Annotated in this window: 15 protein-coding genes and 1 tRNA gene; 3 read left to right on the top strand and 13 right to left on the bottom strand. The window is 38.5% G+C overall.

What is annotated here, in order from left to right:
- Positions 1-371 precede the first annotated feature (371 nt).
- On the top strand, positions 372-2,105 hold the full coding sequence (locus tag ACTBZY_RS13440) for a tail fiber domain-containing protein (RefSeq protein ID WP_463046852.1): 1,734 nt from the start codon (positions 372-374) through the stop codon (positions 2,103-2,105).
- A gap of 137 nt (positions 2,106-2,242) precedes the next feature.
- On the opposite strand, the gene ACTBZY_RS13435 is transcribed toward ACTBZY_RS13440, so the two are convergent.
- The 7 genes from ACTBZY_RS13435 to trpC form a co-directional block, all read right to left on the bottom strand.
- Positions 2,243-2,313 (bottom strand) — tRNA-Gln (locus ACTBZY_RS13435).
- A 131-nt stretch (positions 2,314-2,444) separates the two neighbouring features.
- Positions 2,445-3,329, bottom strand: coding sequence for an ACP S-malonyltransferase (gene fabD / locus ACTBZY_RS13430; RefSeq protein WP_463046851.1), 885 nt, complete (start codon positions 3,327-3,329; stop codon positions 2,445-2,447).
- A gap of 56 nt (positions 3,330-3,385) precedes the next feature.
- Positions 3,386-4,156 carry a tryptophan synthase subunit alpha gene (gene trpA / locus ACTBZY_RS13425; protein WP_463046850.1) on the bottom strand — a complete coding sequence of 257 codons (771 nt, stop codon included), beginning with the start codon at positions 4,154-4,156 and terminating at the stop codon, positions 3,386-3,388.
- Positions 4,157-4,240: 84 nt separating this feature from the next.
- Entirely contained in the window at positions 4,241-4,654 is a 414-nt protein-coding gene (locus tag ACTBZY_RS13420; protein ID WP_463046849.1) for a Dabb family protein, read from the bottom strand.
- Positions 4,655-4,693: 39 nt separating this feature from the next.
- Positions 4,694-5,887 (bottom strand): tryptophan synthase subunit beta, encoded by a 1,194-nt coding sequence (trpB, locus tag ACTBZY_RS13415; RefSeq protein WP_463046848.1) that lies wholly within the window; start codon positions 5,885-5,887, stop codon positions 4,694-4,696.
- A 57-nt stretch (positions 5,888-5,944) separates the two neighbouring features.
- The gene (locus ACTBZY_RS13410; RefSeq protein WP_463046847.1) at positions 5,945-6,589 is read right to left on the bottom strand and encodes a phosphoribosylanthranilate isomerase; all 645 of its coding nucleotides are present in this window, start codon (positions 6,587-6,589) and stop codon (positions 5,945-5,947) included.
- Entirely contained in the window at positions 6,589-7,386 is a 798-nt protein-coding gene (gene trpC / locus ACTBZY_RS13405) for an indole-3-glycerol phosphate synthase TrpC (RefSeq protein WP_463046846.1), read from the bottom strand. The genes ACTBZY_RS13410 and trpC overlap by 1 nt, the downstream gene beginning before the upstream one ends.
- A gap of 305 nt (positions 7,387-7,691) precedes the next feature.
- Between trpC and ACTBZY_RS13400 the strand changes: the two genes are divergently transcribed.
- Positions 7,692-8,339: a hypothetical protein gene (locus tag ACTBZY_RS13400; protein WP_463046845.1), complete on the top strand. Its 648-nt coding sequence runs from the start codon at positions 7,692-7,694 to the stop codon at positions 8,337-8,339.
- Between the two features lie 227 nt (positions 8,340-8,566).
- Here ACTBZY_RS13400 and rpsG read toward each other — a convergent pair whose 3' ends face one another.
- The 3 genes from rpsG to ACTBZY_RS13385 all read right to left on the bottom strand — a co-directional run bounded on the left by rpsG (position 8,567) and on the right by ACTBZY_RS13385 (position 10,056).
- Positions 8,567-9,037, bottom strand: a complete 471-nt coding sequence (gene rpsG / locus ACTBZY_RS13395) for a 30S ribosomal protein S7 (protein ID WP_463046844.1) — start codon at positions 9,035-9,037, stop codon at positions 8,567-8,569.
- Between the two features lie 121 nt (positions 9,038-9,158).
- Positions 9,159-9,542 carry a 30S ribosomal protein S12 gene (gene rpsL, locus ACTBZY_RS13390; RefSeq protein ID WP_463046843.1) on the bottom strand — a complete coding sequence of 128 codons (384 nt, stop codon included), beginning with the start codon at positions 9,540-9,542 and terminating at the stop codon, positions 9,159-9,161.
- Between the two features lie 193 nt (positions 9,543-9,735).
- Complete coding sequence (locus ACTBZY_RS13385; protein ID WP_463046842.1) at positions 9,736-10,056, bottom strand: DUF3467 domain-containing protein; 321 nt, start codon at positions 10,054-10,056, stop codon at positions 9,736-9,738.
- Positions 10,057-10,320: 264 nt separating this feature from the next.
- On the opposite strand from ACTBZY_RS13385, the gene fusA reads away from it, so the two are divergent.
- Entirely contained in the window at positions 10,321-12,432 is a 2,112-nt protein-coding gene (gene fusA / locus ACTBZY_RS13380; RefSeq protein WP_463046841.1) for an elongation factor G, read from the top strand.
- 152 nt (positions 12,433-12,584) lie between these two features.
- On the opposite strand, the gene ftsZ is transcribed toward fusA, so the two are convergent.
- Genes ftsZ through ACTBZY_RS13365 form a run of 3 tightly spaced genes read right to left on the bottom strand, consistent with a single transcriptional unit; the run spans position 12,585 to position 16,059 of the window.
- The gene (ftsZ, locus tag ACTBZY_RS13375) at positions 12,585-13,892 is read right to left on the bottom strand and encodes a cell division protein FtsZ (RefSeq protein WP_463046840.1); all 1,308 of its coding nucleotides are present in this window, start codon (positions 13,890-13,892) and stop codon (positions 12,585-12,587) included.
- 25 nt (positions 13,893-13,917) lie between these two features.
- On the bottom strand, positions 13,918-15,264 hold the full coding sequence (locus ACTBZY_RS13370) for a cell division protein FtsA (RefSeq protein ID WP_463046839.1): 1,347 nt from the start codon (positions 15,262-15,264) through the stop codon (positions 13,918-13,920).
- A gap of 27 nt (positions 15,265-15,291) precedes the next feature.
- Positions 15,292-16,059 carry a hypothetical protein gene (locus ACTBZY_RS13365; RefSeq protein WP_463046838.1) on the bottom strand — a complete coding sequence of 256 codons (768 nt, stop codon included), beginning with the start codon at positions 16,057-16,059 and terminating at the stop codon, positions 15,292-15,294.

Raw genomic sequence — 16,059 nt, 5'->3', positions numbered from 1 at the left:
AAAATATTTATCCACATAGAATAGGGCATCAGTATAAGAACAAAATCTCCTCTTTGAAATTGTTTATGAATCAATTAGTGGATGGCGATAAGATTGAAGGAAATGAATATATTTCCCTTCTTGGGAAGGTTTTATTGAAGATCAATTACTACCGGTACAGTGCCAACGCAATGGATTATTTAGAATTGTTTTGAGCATTTATTCGTGTGGATGCCATTGTATATTATTAAAGACGTTTATGACATACCTTAAGAAAATTAAGGGACGAGTCTTTTCAAAATAGTTTTTCAATATGCCGTAAAATAAAACTCACTGATTTGGGGTTTTAAACATCTGATTTTCAAGTATTTTTGGAATATATATCTTGAAATATGAAAAGAATACTATTTCTTCTAGGCTTAGTTTTCGTGTCAGCCTTAGTTACTGCCCAGTCAGTTCTCATTACGCCAGGTGCCCATAGCATAAATGATGACGGCACCAACCAAGACCAGTTAAATGTTTTTGGTAATGGCCTGTTAGTCGGTCCTAAAGTTAAATTTACCAAAGAAGACCCAGCTAGCAATGTGCGTACCATGAGTTGTGCTTCTATTGATATAAGTTCTGCCTTAGCAGGAATCCTAAGAGACCCAAGTGGTGATGCAGATTACATAGGCGGGTTGTCTTACAACTGTTCCTTTGGCTTAAATACATTTGACCCACTTTTTCAAGCCTATCATATAGATTTTGAATCGTTAGATACAGAAGCAGATGGAGATACGGTTTATGTTTTAGATTTTTATTCTTCTGAGGTTCTTGGAGCGTATTCTGGTAATGCCTTACCCTTAAGTTTAATTGTTAATAATAACTTGATAAGAATTAAATTCAAGACAGATAATGATGCTAATGTAGGAGCGGGGTTTGTTTTAAAATGGAAGGCAATTTTACGAGATGGTGTTTCATCGGCCGTTCAAAAATATATTGGACGGGGTCTTGTATATGATGTCGGGTCTGGTGCCTTATGGGCAGGTTTGCATAAGCTTTCAGATTTTAAAGCTAGAGGAACTTCTTCTACAGCTCTGGGTTATAATACAGCTGCCTCAGGTTCTAGTTCCACTGCTCTAGGTTATCGTACAGTTGCCTCAGGTAATTATTCCATAGCTCTGGGTTATGTTAACTCTGCCTCAGGTTCATATTCTGCAGCTCTGGGTTCTTCTACATCTGCTTCTGGTACTTCTTCTACAGCTCTTGGATCTTATACATCTGCTTCTGGTAATTTTTCTACAGCTATAGGATCTTCTACATCTGCCTCAGGTACTTCTTCTACAGCTATGGGCTATCGTACTAAAGCATCTGGTTCTTACAGCACGGCAATAGGAGTTATGGCAACTACTAATGGTTTTCAAGGGGCTTTGGTCTTAAGCGATTATGTTTCAGATTCAGGAGACTCCTTGAAAGCAGATGTGGAAAATAGGCTTTTGGCTCGCTTTGAAAATGGTTATACTTTTTTTACTGATAATAACCTAAGTAGTGTTATTAAATACGGCATAATGGCTCATAATAAAGCAAACTCATGGTCGTCTATATCTGACTCTACTAAGAAAGAAAACTTTATTGCTTCTAATGGGGAAAGAGTCCTAAAGAGCGTATCTCAGATGTTTATAGGCACCTGGAACTACAAAGGGGATGATAGCTCAAAAAACCGCCACTGGGGTGTGATGGCACAAGAATTCCATCATCATTTTGGTAAAGATGCCTATGGCACTATAGGAAACGACACCACCATAGCCACTGCAGATTTTGACGGGGTAAGTTTTGCCGCCATAAAAGCTTTGGAAGAAAGAACGAAGAAATTGCAAAGTGACTTAGCTAGTGAAATGAGGTTCTCGGCTTCGCTCGAACTGACAAACAGGAAGCAAGAAGAAACAATAGAGAAGCTACAAGAGCAACTGCAAAATCAAATTCAGAAAAATACGGCGTATGAATCAGAACTCTTATCCGTGCGAGCAGAGTCAATGTCAGTTCGAGCGGAGTCGAGAACAGTCCAAGCAGAGACCAAAGCATTAAAAAATGACTTTAAAGAGCTTAAAGAAATGTTATTGAAGACAGTGGCTGTGAAGGAAGATTGATTTAGAGTATAAGCTTTAGGTATTAAGAAGACTTTGGGTTTCGATACCCGAAGTCTTCTTTTTTTGCAAAAACGACAACGTTTCCGGCAACATTAAAAGCAAAAAAGCCACTGAAATTAATCAGCAGCTTTTTCTAGTTAACCCGGAAGGACTCGAACCCTCAATAAGGGCACCAAAAGCCCCTGTGTTACCATTACACCACGGGTCAATCGTGTAATTAGGCTGCAAAAATAAGGGCAATTTTCTTTCCTGTCAAGTCATTTGAGAGAAAGTTTTTAAATTATTTTCTGTCAAATATGAGCTGTTACCCCTAAGTTCCTTAATATTAGTTATTAACAACTATATTCCAGAAACCTCTACATCCGCAGCTATTTTGCTTACTAAGCCTTGAAGCACTTTTCCTGGCCCACACTCCACAAAGCTAGTCGCTCCGTCTGCTACCATATTTTGTACAGATTGTGTCCATCTTACAGGTGCTGTTAGTTGGGCAATGAGGTTGGCTTTAATCGTACTAATGTCTGTCGAAGGCTTGGCGGTTACGTTTTGGTAGATAGGGCAAGAGGGGCTGTTAAAAACGGTGTTTTCTATGGCTGCTGCCAACTCTTCTCTAGCTGGCTCCATTAATGGAGAATGGAATGCACCACCTACAGGTAAAACTAAGGCTCTTTTAGCTCCCGCTTCTTTCATTTTCTCACAAGCAATATCTATTCCTTTTACAGTACCAGAAATCACCAGTTGCCCTGGACAGTTGTAATTAGCAGCTACTACAGTTTCACCCGTTTCCTCCGTTATTTGTGCACAAATCTCTTCAACTTTATCATCTTCTAGTCTTAATACTGCTGCCATGGTAGAAGGTGTTATTTCGCATGCTTTTTGCATTGCTTCGGCTCTTTGAGATACCAACTTAAGGCCATCTTCAAAAGACAATACACCAGCCACGACCAAGGATGAAAACTCTCCTAAGGAATGACCTGCTACCATGTCAGCCTTAATCTCATCTGCACAGAGTGCTTTTATAACCGAGTGAAGATAAACTGCAGGCTGGGTTACATTGGTCTTCTGCAAGTCTTCTGCGGAGCCTTCAAACATAATTTTGGTGATTTCAAAACCTAATATTTCATTGGCTTTGTCAAAAAGTTCTTTGGCCTTGGTAGACTCTTCATAAAGCTCTTTGCCCATTCCACTAAATTGAGCTCCTTGACCTGGAAATACGTATGCTGTCATAATTTTAATGATTCAATTAATGATATATAGAAACCAACCTTAGGTCAAAATCTATATTAGTTTAAAACTTGATTTAAAAATATTTTTGCTCCTTCTGTCGGGTTTGCAGTGTCAATGGCCCTAACGAAAGCACTTCCTATAATGGCACCGTTGGCGTATTGACTGGCTTCATTAAAGGTCTCCTTGTCTTTTATTCCGAAACCTATCAATCTCGGAATTTTTAAATTCATTTTGTTAACTCTGTCGAAATAGCCTTTCATTTCTTCTGTAATACCAGCGGTAGAACCTGTGGTAGAGGCAGAAGAAACCATATAAACGAATCCAGAAGAATACTCATCTATCTCTCTAATTCTGTCTTCCGAGGTTTGCGGTGTAATTAAAAAGATATTTATCAATCCATGCTTATCAAAAAGCTCTTTAAAATCTTGAAGATACTCTGCCATTGGTAAGTTGGGAAGAATTAGACCATCTACACCCACTTCTTCACATTTCTGACAAAATTCTGCTATGCCGAACTGGAAAACTGGATTAATGTCTCCCATTAAAATAATTGGAAGATTTATCTGCTCTCGCATACCTTTCAATTGCTCAAAAAGCAAAGCCACAGACATGCCATTTTGGAGAGACCTTAAATTGGCCTTTTGAATAGTTTCTCCATCTACTACGGGGTCAGAAAAAGGCATACCTATTTCCACTAAACTAGCTCCACCTTCTTGTGCCGCCTCTAACAAAGGCACGGTGTCGTTAAGATTAGGAAAACCAGCCGTAAAGTAGATGTTCAAAACATCATTTGGCTTATCAATAAATAGCTGTTCTAATCGATTCATTTATTACGTAAAATACTACAATCACAAATTCATTATTACAGTTAACTGAGACTCATTAGTTGACTGAGGCTCTCTAAGTCAACCTTATTTATTCCAATAATCCATCACCATAACTTTATCTAGAACAGGGCCTAAACCCTCTCCAAATGCTTTGTGAGCAGGATGTGGCAAATAAACTGCTCTACCTTCTTCAGAATCAAAAGTCAGTGTAAAAATATGGGTATACTCCTGATTCAAACCTTCTGGGCTGTTATTAACACCCCACTCAAAACCTTTGATTTCTGGAATTTCGTTTGGTAGATTTTCAAAAGAAGTCACCACAGCGTCTACGGCCTCCTTGGTGGCGTCATCTTTAAATTTAAACATGACTACGTGTCTTAATTTCGCTGTTTCTTCCATTGTTACTGTTTCTTTGACTTCTTCTTCTTTTGTTTCCGTTTGTGGTTGGCAAGCCATTCCTAATACGGCGATAGATAATACTAAAAGTGTTTTTTTCATTGCTAAAGGTTTGTATTTGGCCTAGGCCAAAAGGGTTGATTATAAATGCTTCATGTAAGTACTTAAGTCTTTGTCTCCTCTTCCAGATAAACTTACCACTACGGTTTCGTTTTTCTGTGCTCCTAATTTGCCTAAAACGGCTAGGGCATGAGAAGATTCTATGGCGGGTATAATGCCTTCTAGTTTTGTTAACTCAAAACCAGCTGCTAAAGCTTCGTCATCTGTGGCATCATAAAATTTAGCTCTGCCAGATTCCCAAAGATGAGCATGCATTGGTCCTATACCCGGATAATCCAGTCCTGCAGAAATGGAATGCGGCTCTATCACTTGTCCGTCGGCGGTCTGCATCAAAAGGCTTTTGCTGCCATGTAAAACACCTTTTTTCCCAAGGAAAGTGGTAGCGGCAGATTTGTCGGTCGTAATACCGTGTCCGGCGGCTTCTGCTGCTATAATCTTAACGGAAGGCTCATCCAGATAATGGAAATAGGTTCCGGCTGCATTAGACCCTCCGCCTACACAAGCGACCACATAATCAGGGTTTGCATTTCCAGTATGTTCCAAAAGTTGCTTTTTGATTTCTTCCGAAATAACGGACTGAAATCTAGCGACCATATCAGGGTAAGGGTGAGGCCCTACTACCGAGCCTATAATATAATGGGTGTCGGTCGGATTATTAATCCAATGCCTCATGGCTTCGTTGGTCGCATCTTTTAAAGTTCTTGAACCACTTTTGGCGGGTCTCACTTCGGCTCCTAACATTTTCATTCTGGCTACATTGGGTGCCTGTCTTTCAATGTCCACTTCCCCCATGTAAACAATGCACTCTATGCCCTTTAAGGCACATACGGTGGCCGTGGCTACGCCATGCTGTCCAGCACCGGTTTCTGCTACAATCTTATTTTTGCCTAATCTTTGGGCTAATAAAATCTGGCCAATGGTGTTATTGACTTTGTGAGCTCCCGTATGACACAAATCTTCTCTCTTGAGGTAAATATTGGTTTGATATTTCTCAGAAAGTCTGTTGGCGAAATAAAGTGGGGTAGGGCGTCCTACATAGTTTTTTAACAAGTCGTTAAACTCTTCTTGAAACTCATCTTTGTAGATGATGTCTAAATAGTTTTGGCGAAGCTCCTCCACATTGGGATAAAGCATTTCTGGAATCCATGCTCCACCAAAATTCCCGTAATATCCTCTCTCATTAACAGCAAAAGCTGAATTTTCTATTTGCAGCATGTAATTATTAATCAAATTCTAATGGTAAAAATAGCTAATTGGCTTTTAAAAACGATGTCATTTAGTTTTAAATGCGTCCAGCACCAGTTTGAGCTCTTTTAGTTTTTCTATATCTTTTTTAGCCGGTTCTGTTTCAAACTTGCTATTCACATCGATTCCCATGAAAGAGGGATTCTCAATGTATTGTAATTGGTCAATGTTACTAAGATCTATTCCTCCCGCTAAGAAAAAAGGTGTTTCTAAGGTATACTTTTTCAACAAATTCCAATCGAAAGAAATGCCATGACCACCATGTCCTCCTGACGCTTTGGTGTCAAAAAGAAAATAATCCGAAACTTTCTGAAAGCTTTCAACCGTCTCAAAATCGAAATTTTCATCAACTGAGAAGGCCTTCATTACAGGAATTTTAAGGCTACGGAGTTTCTGGCAATAAGAAACCGTTTCTTTTCCGTGAAGCTGCACTAAATCTAGCTGGTATCTTCTTACTTTATCGACAACAAATTCCTCTGGGGCATCTACAAAAACACCTACTTTTTTAGTGTCTTTAGGGAAGTTGTTGAATCCTGCTGTAAGGTCGTAATCTCCAACGTTTCTTGGAGATTTTTCAAAGAAAATAAAACCCATAAAGTCTGGTTTAAGAGTTAAAACATCTTGAATGTTTTGACCCTCTCTCATGCCACATACTTTGAGCTTTAAATTCATTATTGTTTTTCTAATTCTAGAATAAATGTCTTCAATGCGTTTCCTGGGTCTTCGGCTTTCATGAAATTTTCTCCAATTAAAAAACCCTGAAACCCTACTGCTTGAAGTTCCTTTATGGTGGCAGTTTCACTAATACAACTCTCAGATATCTTAACCATTTCTTTTGGAATAAGGTTTATAAGATTTAGGGAGGCATTCACATTGCTTTCACTGAAGTTCTTGAGATTTCTGTTATTCACACCTATCACATCTATATGTTCTAACGGACTTCTCGCCAACTCTTCTTCATTATGGATTTCTAATAAAACCTCTAAACCAATCTCATGAGCCATTGAACTGAGTTCCATGATCTCTTTAGGACTTAAACAGGCCGCAATAAGTAGAATCACGTCTGCTCCCCATGCTTTAGCTTCAAAAAGTTGATAACTGTCCACCATGAAATCCTTTCTAAGAAGCGGAGTGTTTGGATTAGCCTTTCTTGCTTCAAGAAGATCTTCTTTAGAGCCCCCAAAAAAACTGTTGTCTGTTAAGATACTCATTCCAGCTGCTCCACCGGAAGCATATCCTTGGGTAATTTCCGTGATATTGGCGTCGTTCTTGATAAAACCCTTAGAAGGAGACTTTCTTTTAAATTCTGCAATGATTCCTGAAGAGCCTTTTCGGCTCAAAGAGTCCTTTAATGACAGACCCACACGGTCAAAGTGTTTGTAAGTCTTTAAATTCTCAATAGGGATGCTTTCTTTAGCAAGGGCTATTTCAGCCCTTTTCTTTTCTACGATGGTATCCAGAATTGTCATTCTCTTTTATCAGATGCTTTGGGTTTGCAAAAATGAGGCTTTTACGTCGATTTAGCTAAAATAAGAAACTGAATTTCGTGGCCTAGAATGTATGGTTTACGAAGTCTAAAATCTTGCCTAAGCGTGTATTTTGGATGTTATGATGGAGATAAGGTCTTAGGTCATAAGAAATGTTTTTATAAATGTTTGCAACGGAAATTCCTTTGGAACAGTCTATTACATTGTGTTTATGTAGATGTTTTTTTATCTTTAAACTTTGGCGTTATTATTGTAATTATATGGATATGAATAAATTTCCTAATAGAATGAAAATTGAAAAGAAGGTACTTTTAATGCTTGGTTTGCTGTCTTTAGGCATCACAGGGTGTAATTCAGATGGTGGTCAGTCGGATGCTTTAAGTTCATCTGAAACTGCAGCAACTCCTATTACATCTACTCCGATGACAGTTGCTGAGCCTGTGGCAGTTTCTAATACAGATAATATATCTTCCGGTGCAGAAATTCATCCTCCTACCAAATTGGGTCAGTTGATGAACTTGAATGCCCCTAAAAACTTTAGTGGTTCAACTTCTGGTCTGAACCCGGCTCACGGAATGCCTGGACATGATTGTGCTGTGTCAGTGGGTGCTCCTTTGCCTAAAGCTGCTGTTACGGTAAGCCAGCCTGTGGCAGCAACACCTGCTTTAAGTGCACCAGTAGCCGCTACACCAAATTTGAATGCCAATCTTAAAAACATCAATCCTGCTCATGGTCAGCCAGGGCATGATTGTGCCGTTGCAGTAGGTGATCCTTTGCCAGCGGCAGGGTCTTCTCAAGCTGCTGTTCCTAGTTTAGCAGCACCAACAGCAGCAACGCCTAATTTTGGTGTACCCAATGGAGGGAAATTAAACCCTGCACATGGTCAACCAGGTCATGATTGTGCAGTAGCAGTAGGTGCTCCGTTGCCAGGTTAATAGCAAATATATTTTCGAGAATTAATAGACTTTTAGAAACCTTCTTCAGCAATGGAGAAGGTTTCTTGTTTTTCTTAATCTTACTTTTAATCTGGGTCAGATACTACTTCTCTATCAAAGGCTAATGTTTGATGATGCGTAATTATAGCTGCGACATTTTAAACTTACCCACAAAAAAACCTTCCCAATTTCTTGAGAAGGTTTTAATAAAGACTTGCTAAAAGCTATTATCTCATTCTGAAGTGAGAGAATGCTTTGTTTGCGTCTGCCATTCTGTGCGTGTCGTCTTTTTTCTTAACGGCTGCACCTTCACCTTTAGCTGCTGCGATAATCTCGCCAGCTAAACGCTCTGTAATGGTTTTTTCTCCACGCTTACGAGCATAGCTAATAAGCCATTTCATGCCTAAAGACTGACGTCTTTCAACACGAACCTCGATAGGCACCTGAAAAGTAGCACCACCTACACGACGGCTTTTTACTTCTACAGATGGAGAAACATTGTTTAATGCTTTTTTCCATGCTTCAAGACCATTTTCCTCGGTTCTTTTTTCAACCAATTCTAATGCTCCGTAAAAAATGCTATAGGCTAAGCTTTTTTTACCTTGAATCATCAAATTATTTACAAATTTGGTAACGTTAGTGTCCCTGAATTTTGGGTCAGGCAATACGTAACGTTTTGGCGGTTTTCTTTTTCTCATTTCTTTGTTTTTTTAATGAGGTTTCGTTTAAATAAACTAATTCACATTACTCATTGTGAGTAACATTACTTCCCTGTTTTATATATATGGTATTGCTACCCTAATTTAAAAACAATGGGGACTACTTTTTGGCTGCTTTAGGTCTCTTAGCACCATACTTAGAACGACCTTGCATTCTGCTCGCTACACCTGCGGTATCCAATGCTCCACGAACGATGTGATAACGTACACCAGGAAGATCTTTGATTCTACCACCTCTTATCAATACGATAGAGTGCTCTTGTAGATTATGACCTTCACCCGGGATGTAAGCGTTCACTTCTTTCTGGTTTGTAAGTCTCACACGAGCTACTTTTCTAAGAGCCGAATTTGGTTTCTTAGGAGTAGTAGTGTAAACACGAGTACAAACGCCACGACGCTGTGGGCAAGAATCCAATGCAGGAGATTTTGACTTATGCTGAAGCTGCTCTCTTCCTTTTCTTACTAACTGTTGTATAGTAGGCATTGTAAAAATTAAAAATGTTAAAAAAAATATGTTCTCCCCTGAAAAAGGGAGTGCAAAGGTAATGAAATTATTTTACCAAAAGATAAGTAGAAGAAAAATAGTTGATAAGCTTGTTTAGAATTTAAATTCCCTATATTATATAGGTGTAAATTTCCTTACAATAAACAAGCTTTATCAAGACAGACTTAGGTTTCTAGGCTTCGCCCATTGGGCCGCCAAAGTTCATAGGAAACGGGGCGGCATCATTGTTTTCTCTGATAGCACCAAAATTATCTTCGTATTTGCTGATGTTGTCCTGAAGTGCCGCTAGTAATCTTTGAGCGTGCTCAGGCGTCAGAATTATTCTTGATTTTACCTTGGCCTTTGGTACTCCTGGCATCAATCTTATGAAATCTATCACAAATTCAGAGTTGGAATGGGCTATCATCGCTAAGTTGGCGTATACGCCTTCGGCCATTTCTTCGGATAGTTCGATATTGATTTGTGGATCTTCGGTCTTGGTGTTTTTTGCCATGATTGTCTCTTTTTACTTTGAGCTGTCAAACTTAAATAATTGTTTCTGATTTGTGACTTTTTGAAATTGAAATCTTATTCAATGGTGCTTAAAATCTATAATATTACTTCTTTACACACTTATACTATCAAAGATAGTTTATTTCTTAGAAAAAAGTATGTACTTTTGCACCCCGAAAACAGAAAGGTAACTTTAGGATCTTTATAAGTCCTGATTCTGTTGATAGGCAACGATTTAGGTCTAAAAATAAGTAAATATTTAATAATGGCTCGCGATTTAAAATACACAAGAAACATTGGTATTGCCGCTCATATTGATGCTGGTAAAACTACCACTACCGAACGTATCCTTTATTATGGGGGTGTTAGTCACAAGATAGGAGAAGTACATGATGGTGCTGCTACTATGGACTGGATGGAGCAGGAGCAAGAAAGAGGTATTACCATTACTTCTGCTGCTACTACGCTAGACTGGAAATATAAAGGTCACAGCTATCACATGAATATCATTGATACTCCTGGTCACGTGGATTTCACAGTGGAGGTTAATAGATCTTTACGTGTACTTGATGGTTTAGTATTCTTATTTTCTGCAGTAGATGGTGTAGAGCCACAATCTGAAACAAACTGGCGTCTTGCAAATAACTATAACGTAGCACGTTTAGGTTTTGTAAACAAAATGGATCGTCAGGGTTCAGACTTTTTAAATGTTTGTGCTCAAGTAAAAGAAATGTTAGGTAGCAACGCCGTGCCTCTTCAATTGCCAATTGGTAATGAGGAGAACTTTATTGGTGTTGTTGACTTAGTTTATAACAGAGGTGTCGTTTGGAACGAAGAGGATAAAGGAATGACTTTCACAGAAGTTCCTATTCCTGCGGATATGGTGGAAGAGGTAGCTCAGTGGAGAGAAAATCTATTGGAGTCTGTGGCTTCTGTAGATGAGTCTTTAATGGAGAAATACTTTGAAGATCCAGAGTCTATTTCTGCCGAAGAAATTATTAAAGCTCTTAGAACTGCTACGATCAATTTGGATATCGTACCAATGCTTTGCGGAACTGCCTTTAAAAACAAAGGGGTTCAGACAATGCTTGACTACGTAATGGAATTACTGCCTTCTCCGTTGGATAGAGATGGTATTAGAGGTACTGACCCAGATACAGGTGATGTTATTATCCGTCAACCTGATGTTAAAGAGCCGTTTGCTGCATTGGCATTTAAAATTGCAACTGATCCATTCGTAGGTCGTTTATGCTTTATCCGTTCTTATTCTGGTGCGTTGCCATCTGGTTCTTACGTGTTAAATAACCGTTCTGGTAACAAAGAGCGTATTTCTCGTATTTTCCAAATGCATGCTAATAAGCAAAATCAGATTGATGTATTAGAAGCTGGTGATATAGCTGCGGTAGTAGGGTTTAAAGATATCAAAACAGGAGATACTCTTTCTGATGAGAAATTTCCTATTGTTTTGGAATCTATGGATTTTCCAGATCCAGTTATTGGATATGCTATTGAGCCTAAGAAAACAGCTGATCAAGATAAATTCAGTAATGCCATTACTAAATTAGTAGAGGAAGATCCAACACTTCAAGTGGAAACTGATGAGGAAACTGGTCAGACTATCATGAGAGGTATGGGTGAGCTTCACTTAGATATTATCATTGACAGAATGCGTCGTGAATTTAAAGTGGAGATTAACCAAGGTGCACCACAGGTAGCTTATAAAGAAACACTTACCCAGACTCATGACGGAAGAGAGGTTTATAAAAAGCAATCAGGTGGTCGTGGTAAATTTGCCGATATCGTATTCGAAATCGGACCCCGCGATGAGCCGGAAGAAGGAAAAGAAAAAGAAACTGGTTTACAGTTTGTAAATAATATTGTAGGTGGTACTATTCCTCGTGAATTTATTCCATCTATTGAGAAAGGTTTTAGAGAAGCAATGAAAAATGGTCCTTTAGCTGGTTTCCCTGTGGATTCTATGAAGGTTCGTCTGTATCATGGTTCTTTCCATGATGTGGATTCAGATTCTTTCTCTTTTGAGATGGCTGCTAGATTGGCATTCCGTAACGCTGGTAAATTAGCTGGTGCTAAATTATTGGAGCCTATCATGGCAGTAGAAATATTAACTCCTGATGAGTATACAGGACCTATTACTGGTGACATGAACCGTCGTCGTGGTGTAATGAAGGGAATGGATACAAAGCAAGGTTCTCAGGTGATAAAGGCTTCTGTGCCATTATCTGAGTTGTTCGGTTATGTTACCGACTTAAGAACTATTTCTTCAGGTCGTGCCACTGCCAACCTTACTTTTTCACATTATGATATCGTTCCTCAGAGTATTGCTGAAGAAGTTATCAAGAAAGAAAAAGGAGAATAATAATCTCAAATTCGTATTAGGAAAAGGGCAGCCATCGGCTGCCCTTTTTGTTTGAAGTGGTCTACAAATTTACTTATCCAGCATAGTTTGGAAATAAAAAAAAGACTCCTAAATAAGTGTTTATCTAGGAGCCCGAAATGAGGAAAAGGATTTTATATTTTATTAATCAATCTATTTTCTTCTGGAATATCATCTACATCTACTAGCTCTAGTCCAAATCTCAAATACGCGGGAGTGTTTTCAATATCTTCTTTTGTATTTTCATTTTTAGAAAAGGAAGTTACAGTTTCTCTTAATTTTTCTTCTCCCTCAAACAGACCAACTTGATTGTCTGGAATGGTTTTTATTTTCTTTTTAATTGATTTTGAACTAGCAAGACCTGGCATACCGAACGTAGAAAAAGGACTGTCCTCGTCCATTTCGGTATCATTTTCTGTTTCTTTCTTTTGCTCAGACAGGCTCGTGCCAAAATCTGTAATTCCAGCTGCTACGATGGTTACTCTAATACGATCTTCTAAAGATCTATCAATAGAATAACCATGTTTTACAATCTTTGCCTTGGTCTTTATTTCATTTTCAATGAAACGCATGATCATGGCTTGATCACTCATCTTAATTTTGTATTCTGGTTTTTCATCAGAGTAACATATGGACACCAACAATCTTTTGGATCCTTTAATGTTATTGCTATGTAATAATGGGGACTTTAAGGCCTCTTCTACGGCTATTTTAGCCCTATCTACACCAGAAGCTTCAGCAGAGCCCATAACGGCCTGTCCGGCGTTTTTAAGAACTGTTTTTACGTCAGCATAGTCTAAGTTAATGATACCTGGTCTAGTGATAAGCTCTGCAATACTTTTAACACCATTAGCAAGGATTCCGTCAGCTCTTTCAAAGGCTTCTTGAATGTCCATATCATGAAAAAGATTTTCTAATCTATCATTTTTCACAATCAGCACAGTGTCACAGTAGGTTTTCATTTTTTCTATACCTTCCAGAGCCTGCTCTATCTTCTCTGTTCCTTCCCAGCTGAATGGATCGGTAACCACGCCTACGGTAAGCATGTTTCTTTCCTGAGCTATTCGGGCTATCACTGGAGCGGCACCTGTGCCTGTTCCTCCACCCATACCAGCAGTGATGAAGACCATTTCTGTGGGCTCATTAAAAAGCTGATTAATAGAGTCTTCACTTTCAAGGGCGGCTTCTTCACCTACTCTTGGAATTGCACCCGCACCAAGACCTTTTGTTAATTGAGCCCCAAGCTGTAATCTAGTGATCTCACTTGGTAGGTTCTTAAGAACTTGTAAATCCGTATTGGCTGCAATAATATTGACATCTTTAATGCCCATCTTGTGAAGCGTTTTTACGGCATTGCCACCCGCACCACCTACACCTATTACCGTGATAATGTTAGGCATGTCAGATTGGAAATCTAGTCCATAGTCTTGAGGGTATAACATAATTTCTAAATTTTAAATGAAAGCACTAATTGTAGGCTTGTCTAAGTTCAGGATCTTCCAGTCTTTCCAGAAAAGAAGAAATTGGATTATTTTTAAAAAATGAGATAGGGATTTTCCTTTTCTCTTTCATAACATTACTCATAGGCAGTCTTTCGTCTACCGATTTCAGGGTAGAAAGCATAAGTCCTACGGCTGTGCTGTATTTCGGATGAGAAAGCTCAAAGAAAGCATTATTGTCAATATTTCTAGTGGAATCTGCCACACGAACAATTAACGGTGAGAATGATTTTTCAAATATTCTTTTTACCAATTCTAATCTGGCAACGGCTCCTGAAACCATAACACCGTTTCCAAGAACTCTGGCGTAATCACTTTCAATTACGTTTGACGCTATTAAGGCTACTATTTCTTTTAATCTGCTCTCAATTACTATTGCAACAGACTTTAATAGTAATTGTTTGGTTGGTAGTCCGTCTTTACCTTCAAGCTCCAAAACTTCATTTATTTCAATCTCATTGCTGCTTTTCTCGCAACTGGAACGCAACACTTCTTCCGCTTGCTTCTCGGTGATGTTAAAGGCTTGAATAAGGTCTTTTAGGATAGCTGATGAGCCAATACCTAAAACACTAGTATGTCTTAGTCCAAAGTCTTTAAAAACCGTAATTTCTGTTAGTTGTGAGCCGAAATTTATAAGTAAAATACCATTTTGTTTGTCTTCAACAGAAAGTACAGCAATGGCATCTGCTATAGGGCCGTAAATAATCTGCTCTACCGTCACAGGATTACCGGATTTCTTAGTTTCTATGAAATCATAATTAAGGTTACTTACGGTGTCGTAAAAGTTCTCAAGCTTTTCTTTTGGGCTGGTAACAAAATTAAAATTACAAGTGAGTTTATTTCCAGTGGCACCTTCAGGATATTTATTGATTTTATCGCCATCGATGTAAAAATCTGTTGGTAGCGGATGAAGGCACTCTATCTTATTCTTTTTCCTGAAGTTTTCTTTGGCTGTTCTTACAATCTGATCTAATGTATTATCATTTACCGTGAATTTGTTTCCAGAGTTTGTGTACTCTTCTCTTGCGTTTTTGACACTGATAAACTCATTGGAGTAATTACAGTTGACAGAGCCAATATCTAAGCTCGATTTATTGGCAAGTTTTTGTAAAACGCGACTAGCGGTTTGGTCAAAGTTTTGACGATTTTTGGAAAAGCCTTTCGACATAGATTCGTAATCTGGGTCATACTTTTCTTCGGCGTAATGTAGGATTGTGATGTTTCCGTGAGCGTCTTTTTTTCCTGCTACTGCACACATTTTGGAATTACCCATGTCTAACCCCACAGAGTACATTGTTTCTTTTTTCTCTTTCATTTTTCTCGATTATTAGGATTCACATTTTTATTCGCACACAAGTTGGTTGGCATACTGTACTTTTACTTTGGAAAACTTATCCCAGCCCTTGACAGTCATAATTTGTTTATAAAATATCTTCAGTTTACTAAGTTTCTGGTCAATGTTCTCTGCCTTTCCAAATTCTATAATTTGATTCCCTAAGACAGGAACAAACTTTATTTCTCCATTTCTGCTTACATCCACTTGTGCGATTTGTGCATTCCAAAATGAGTCGTCTTTAATGATGCGAATCAGTTCCATGAGTTCCTGATCTTTTTCCTTATTTAAATCTAACGAAGTTTTTCGGTTAAAGTAACTACCTGATAATAATAATACTCTGGCAGAAAAATGCTTTGAGAGGGGGAAGAAGTAACCATCTTCATTCAAATATTGGTCGTTTTGAGAAACCGATGAAATGATTCTGGCGTAAGGGATAAAAGGTTTCACTTTTATATGAAGCATACCTTTCAAATCACCAAAAGCTTCGCAGAATTCAATTTGTTCAATTTCCTGAATTCGCTCTTCCAGTAATGCAAGGTCAATGTCGGAAAGTAATTTTCCTTCTAAGGGCTCTCGACCATTTCTTGTGACATATTTTTTTATATCTTCCTTAGAGATATAAAACTGGTCATTATTATCCACAAGGGTTACATCTATTCCCTGACAACGCTGTATTTTGGTTTTCTCGTCTACAAACGCTATGAGTGACAGCATGACAGCTAGTCCGACGAATGCAAAACCATATTCTTTAATTTTGGTAAGATTTAGCTTCAT

The organism is Arcticibacterium sp., assembly GCF_055134445.1.
This window is presented reverse-complemented; position numbering and strand designations above follow the sequence as displayed.

Coding starts and splice junctions, on each gene's coding strand:
- ACTBZY_RS13440 (WP_463046852.1), top strand. CDS start 372: ATGAAAAGAATACTATTTCTTCTAGGCTTAGTTTTCGTGTCAGCCTTA.
- fabD (WP_463046851.1), bottom strand. CDS start 3,329: ATGACAGCATACGTATTTCCAGGTCAAGGAGCTCAATTTAGTGGAATG.
- trpA (WP_463046850.1), bottom strand. CDS start 4,156: ATGAATCGATTAGAACAGCTATTTATTGATAAGCCAAATGATGTTTTG.
- ACTBZY_RS13420 (WP_463046849.1), bottom strand. CDS start 4,654: ATGAAAAAAACACTTTTAGTATTATCTATCGCCGTATTAGGAATGGCT.
- trpB (WP_463046848.1), bottom strand. CDS start 5,887: ATGCTGCAAATAGAAAATTCAGCTTTTGCTGTTAATGAGAGAGGATAT.
- ACTBZY_RS13410 (WP_463046847.1), bottom strand. CDS start 6,589: ATGAATTTAAAGCTCAAAGTATGTGGCATGAGAGAGGGTCAAAACATT.
- trpC (WP_463046846.1), bottom strand. CDS start 7,386: ATGACAATTCTGGATACCATCGTAGAAAAGAAAAGGGCTGAAATAGCC.
- ACTBZY_RS13400 (WP_463046845.1), top strand. CDS start 7,692: ATGAAAATTGAAAAGAAGGTACTTTTAATGCTTGGTTTGCTGTCTTTA.
- rpsG (WP_463046844.1), bottom strand. CDS start 9,037: ATGAGAAAAAGAAAACCGCCAAAACGTTACGTATTGCCTGACCCAAAA.
- rpsL (WP_463046843.1), bottom strand. CDS start 9,542: ATGCCTACTATACAACAGTTAGTAAGAAAAGGAAGAGAGCAGCTTCAG.
- ACTBZY_RS13385 (WP_463046842.1), bottom strand. CDS start 10,056: ATGGCAAAAAACACCAAGACCGAAGATCCACAAATCAATATCGAACTA.
- fusA (WP_463046841.1), top strand. CDS start 10,321: ATGGCTCGCGATTTAAAATACACAAGAAACATTGGTATTGCCGCTCAT.
- ftsZ (WP_463046840.1), bottom strand. CDS start 13,892: ATGTTATACCCTCAAGACTATGGACTAGATTTCCAATCTGACATGCCT.
- ACTBZY_RS13370 (WP_463046839.1), bottom strand. CDS start 15,264: ATGAAAGAGAAAAAAGAAACAATGTACTCTGTGGGGTTAGACATGGGT.
- ACTBZY_RS13365 (WP_463046838.1), bottom strand. CDS start 16,059: ATGAAGCTAAATCTTACCAAAATTAAAGAATATGGTTTTGCATTCGTC.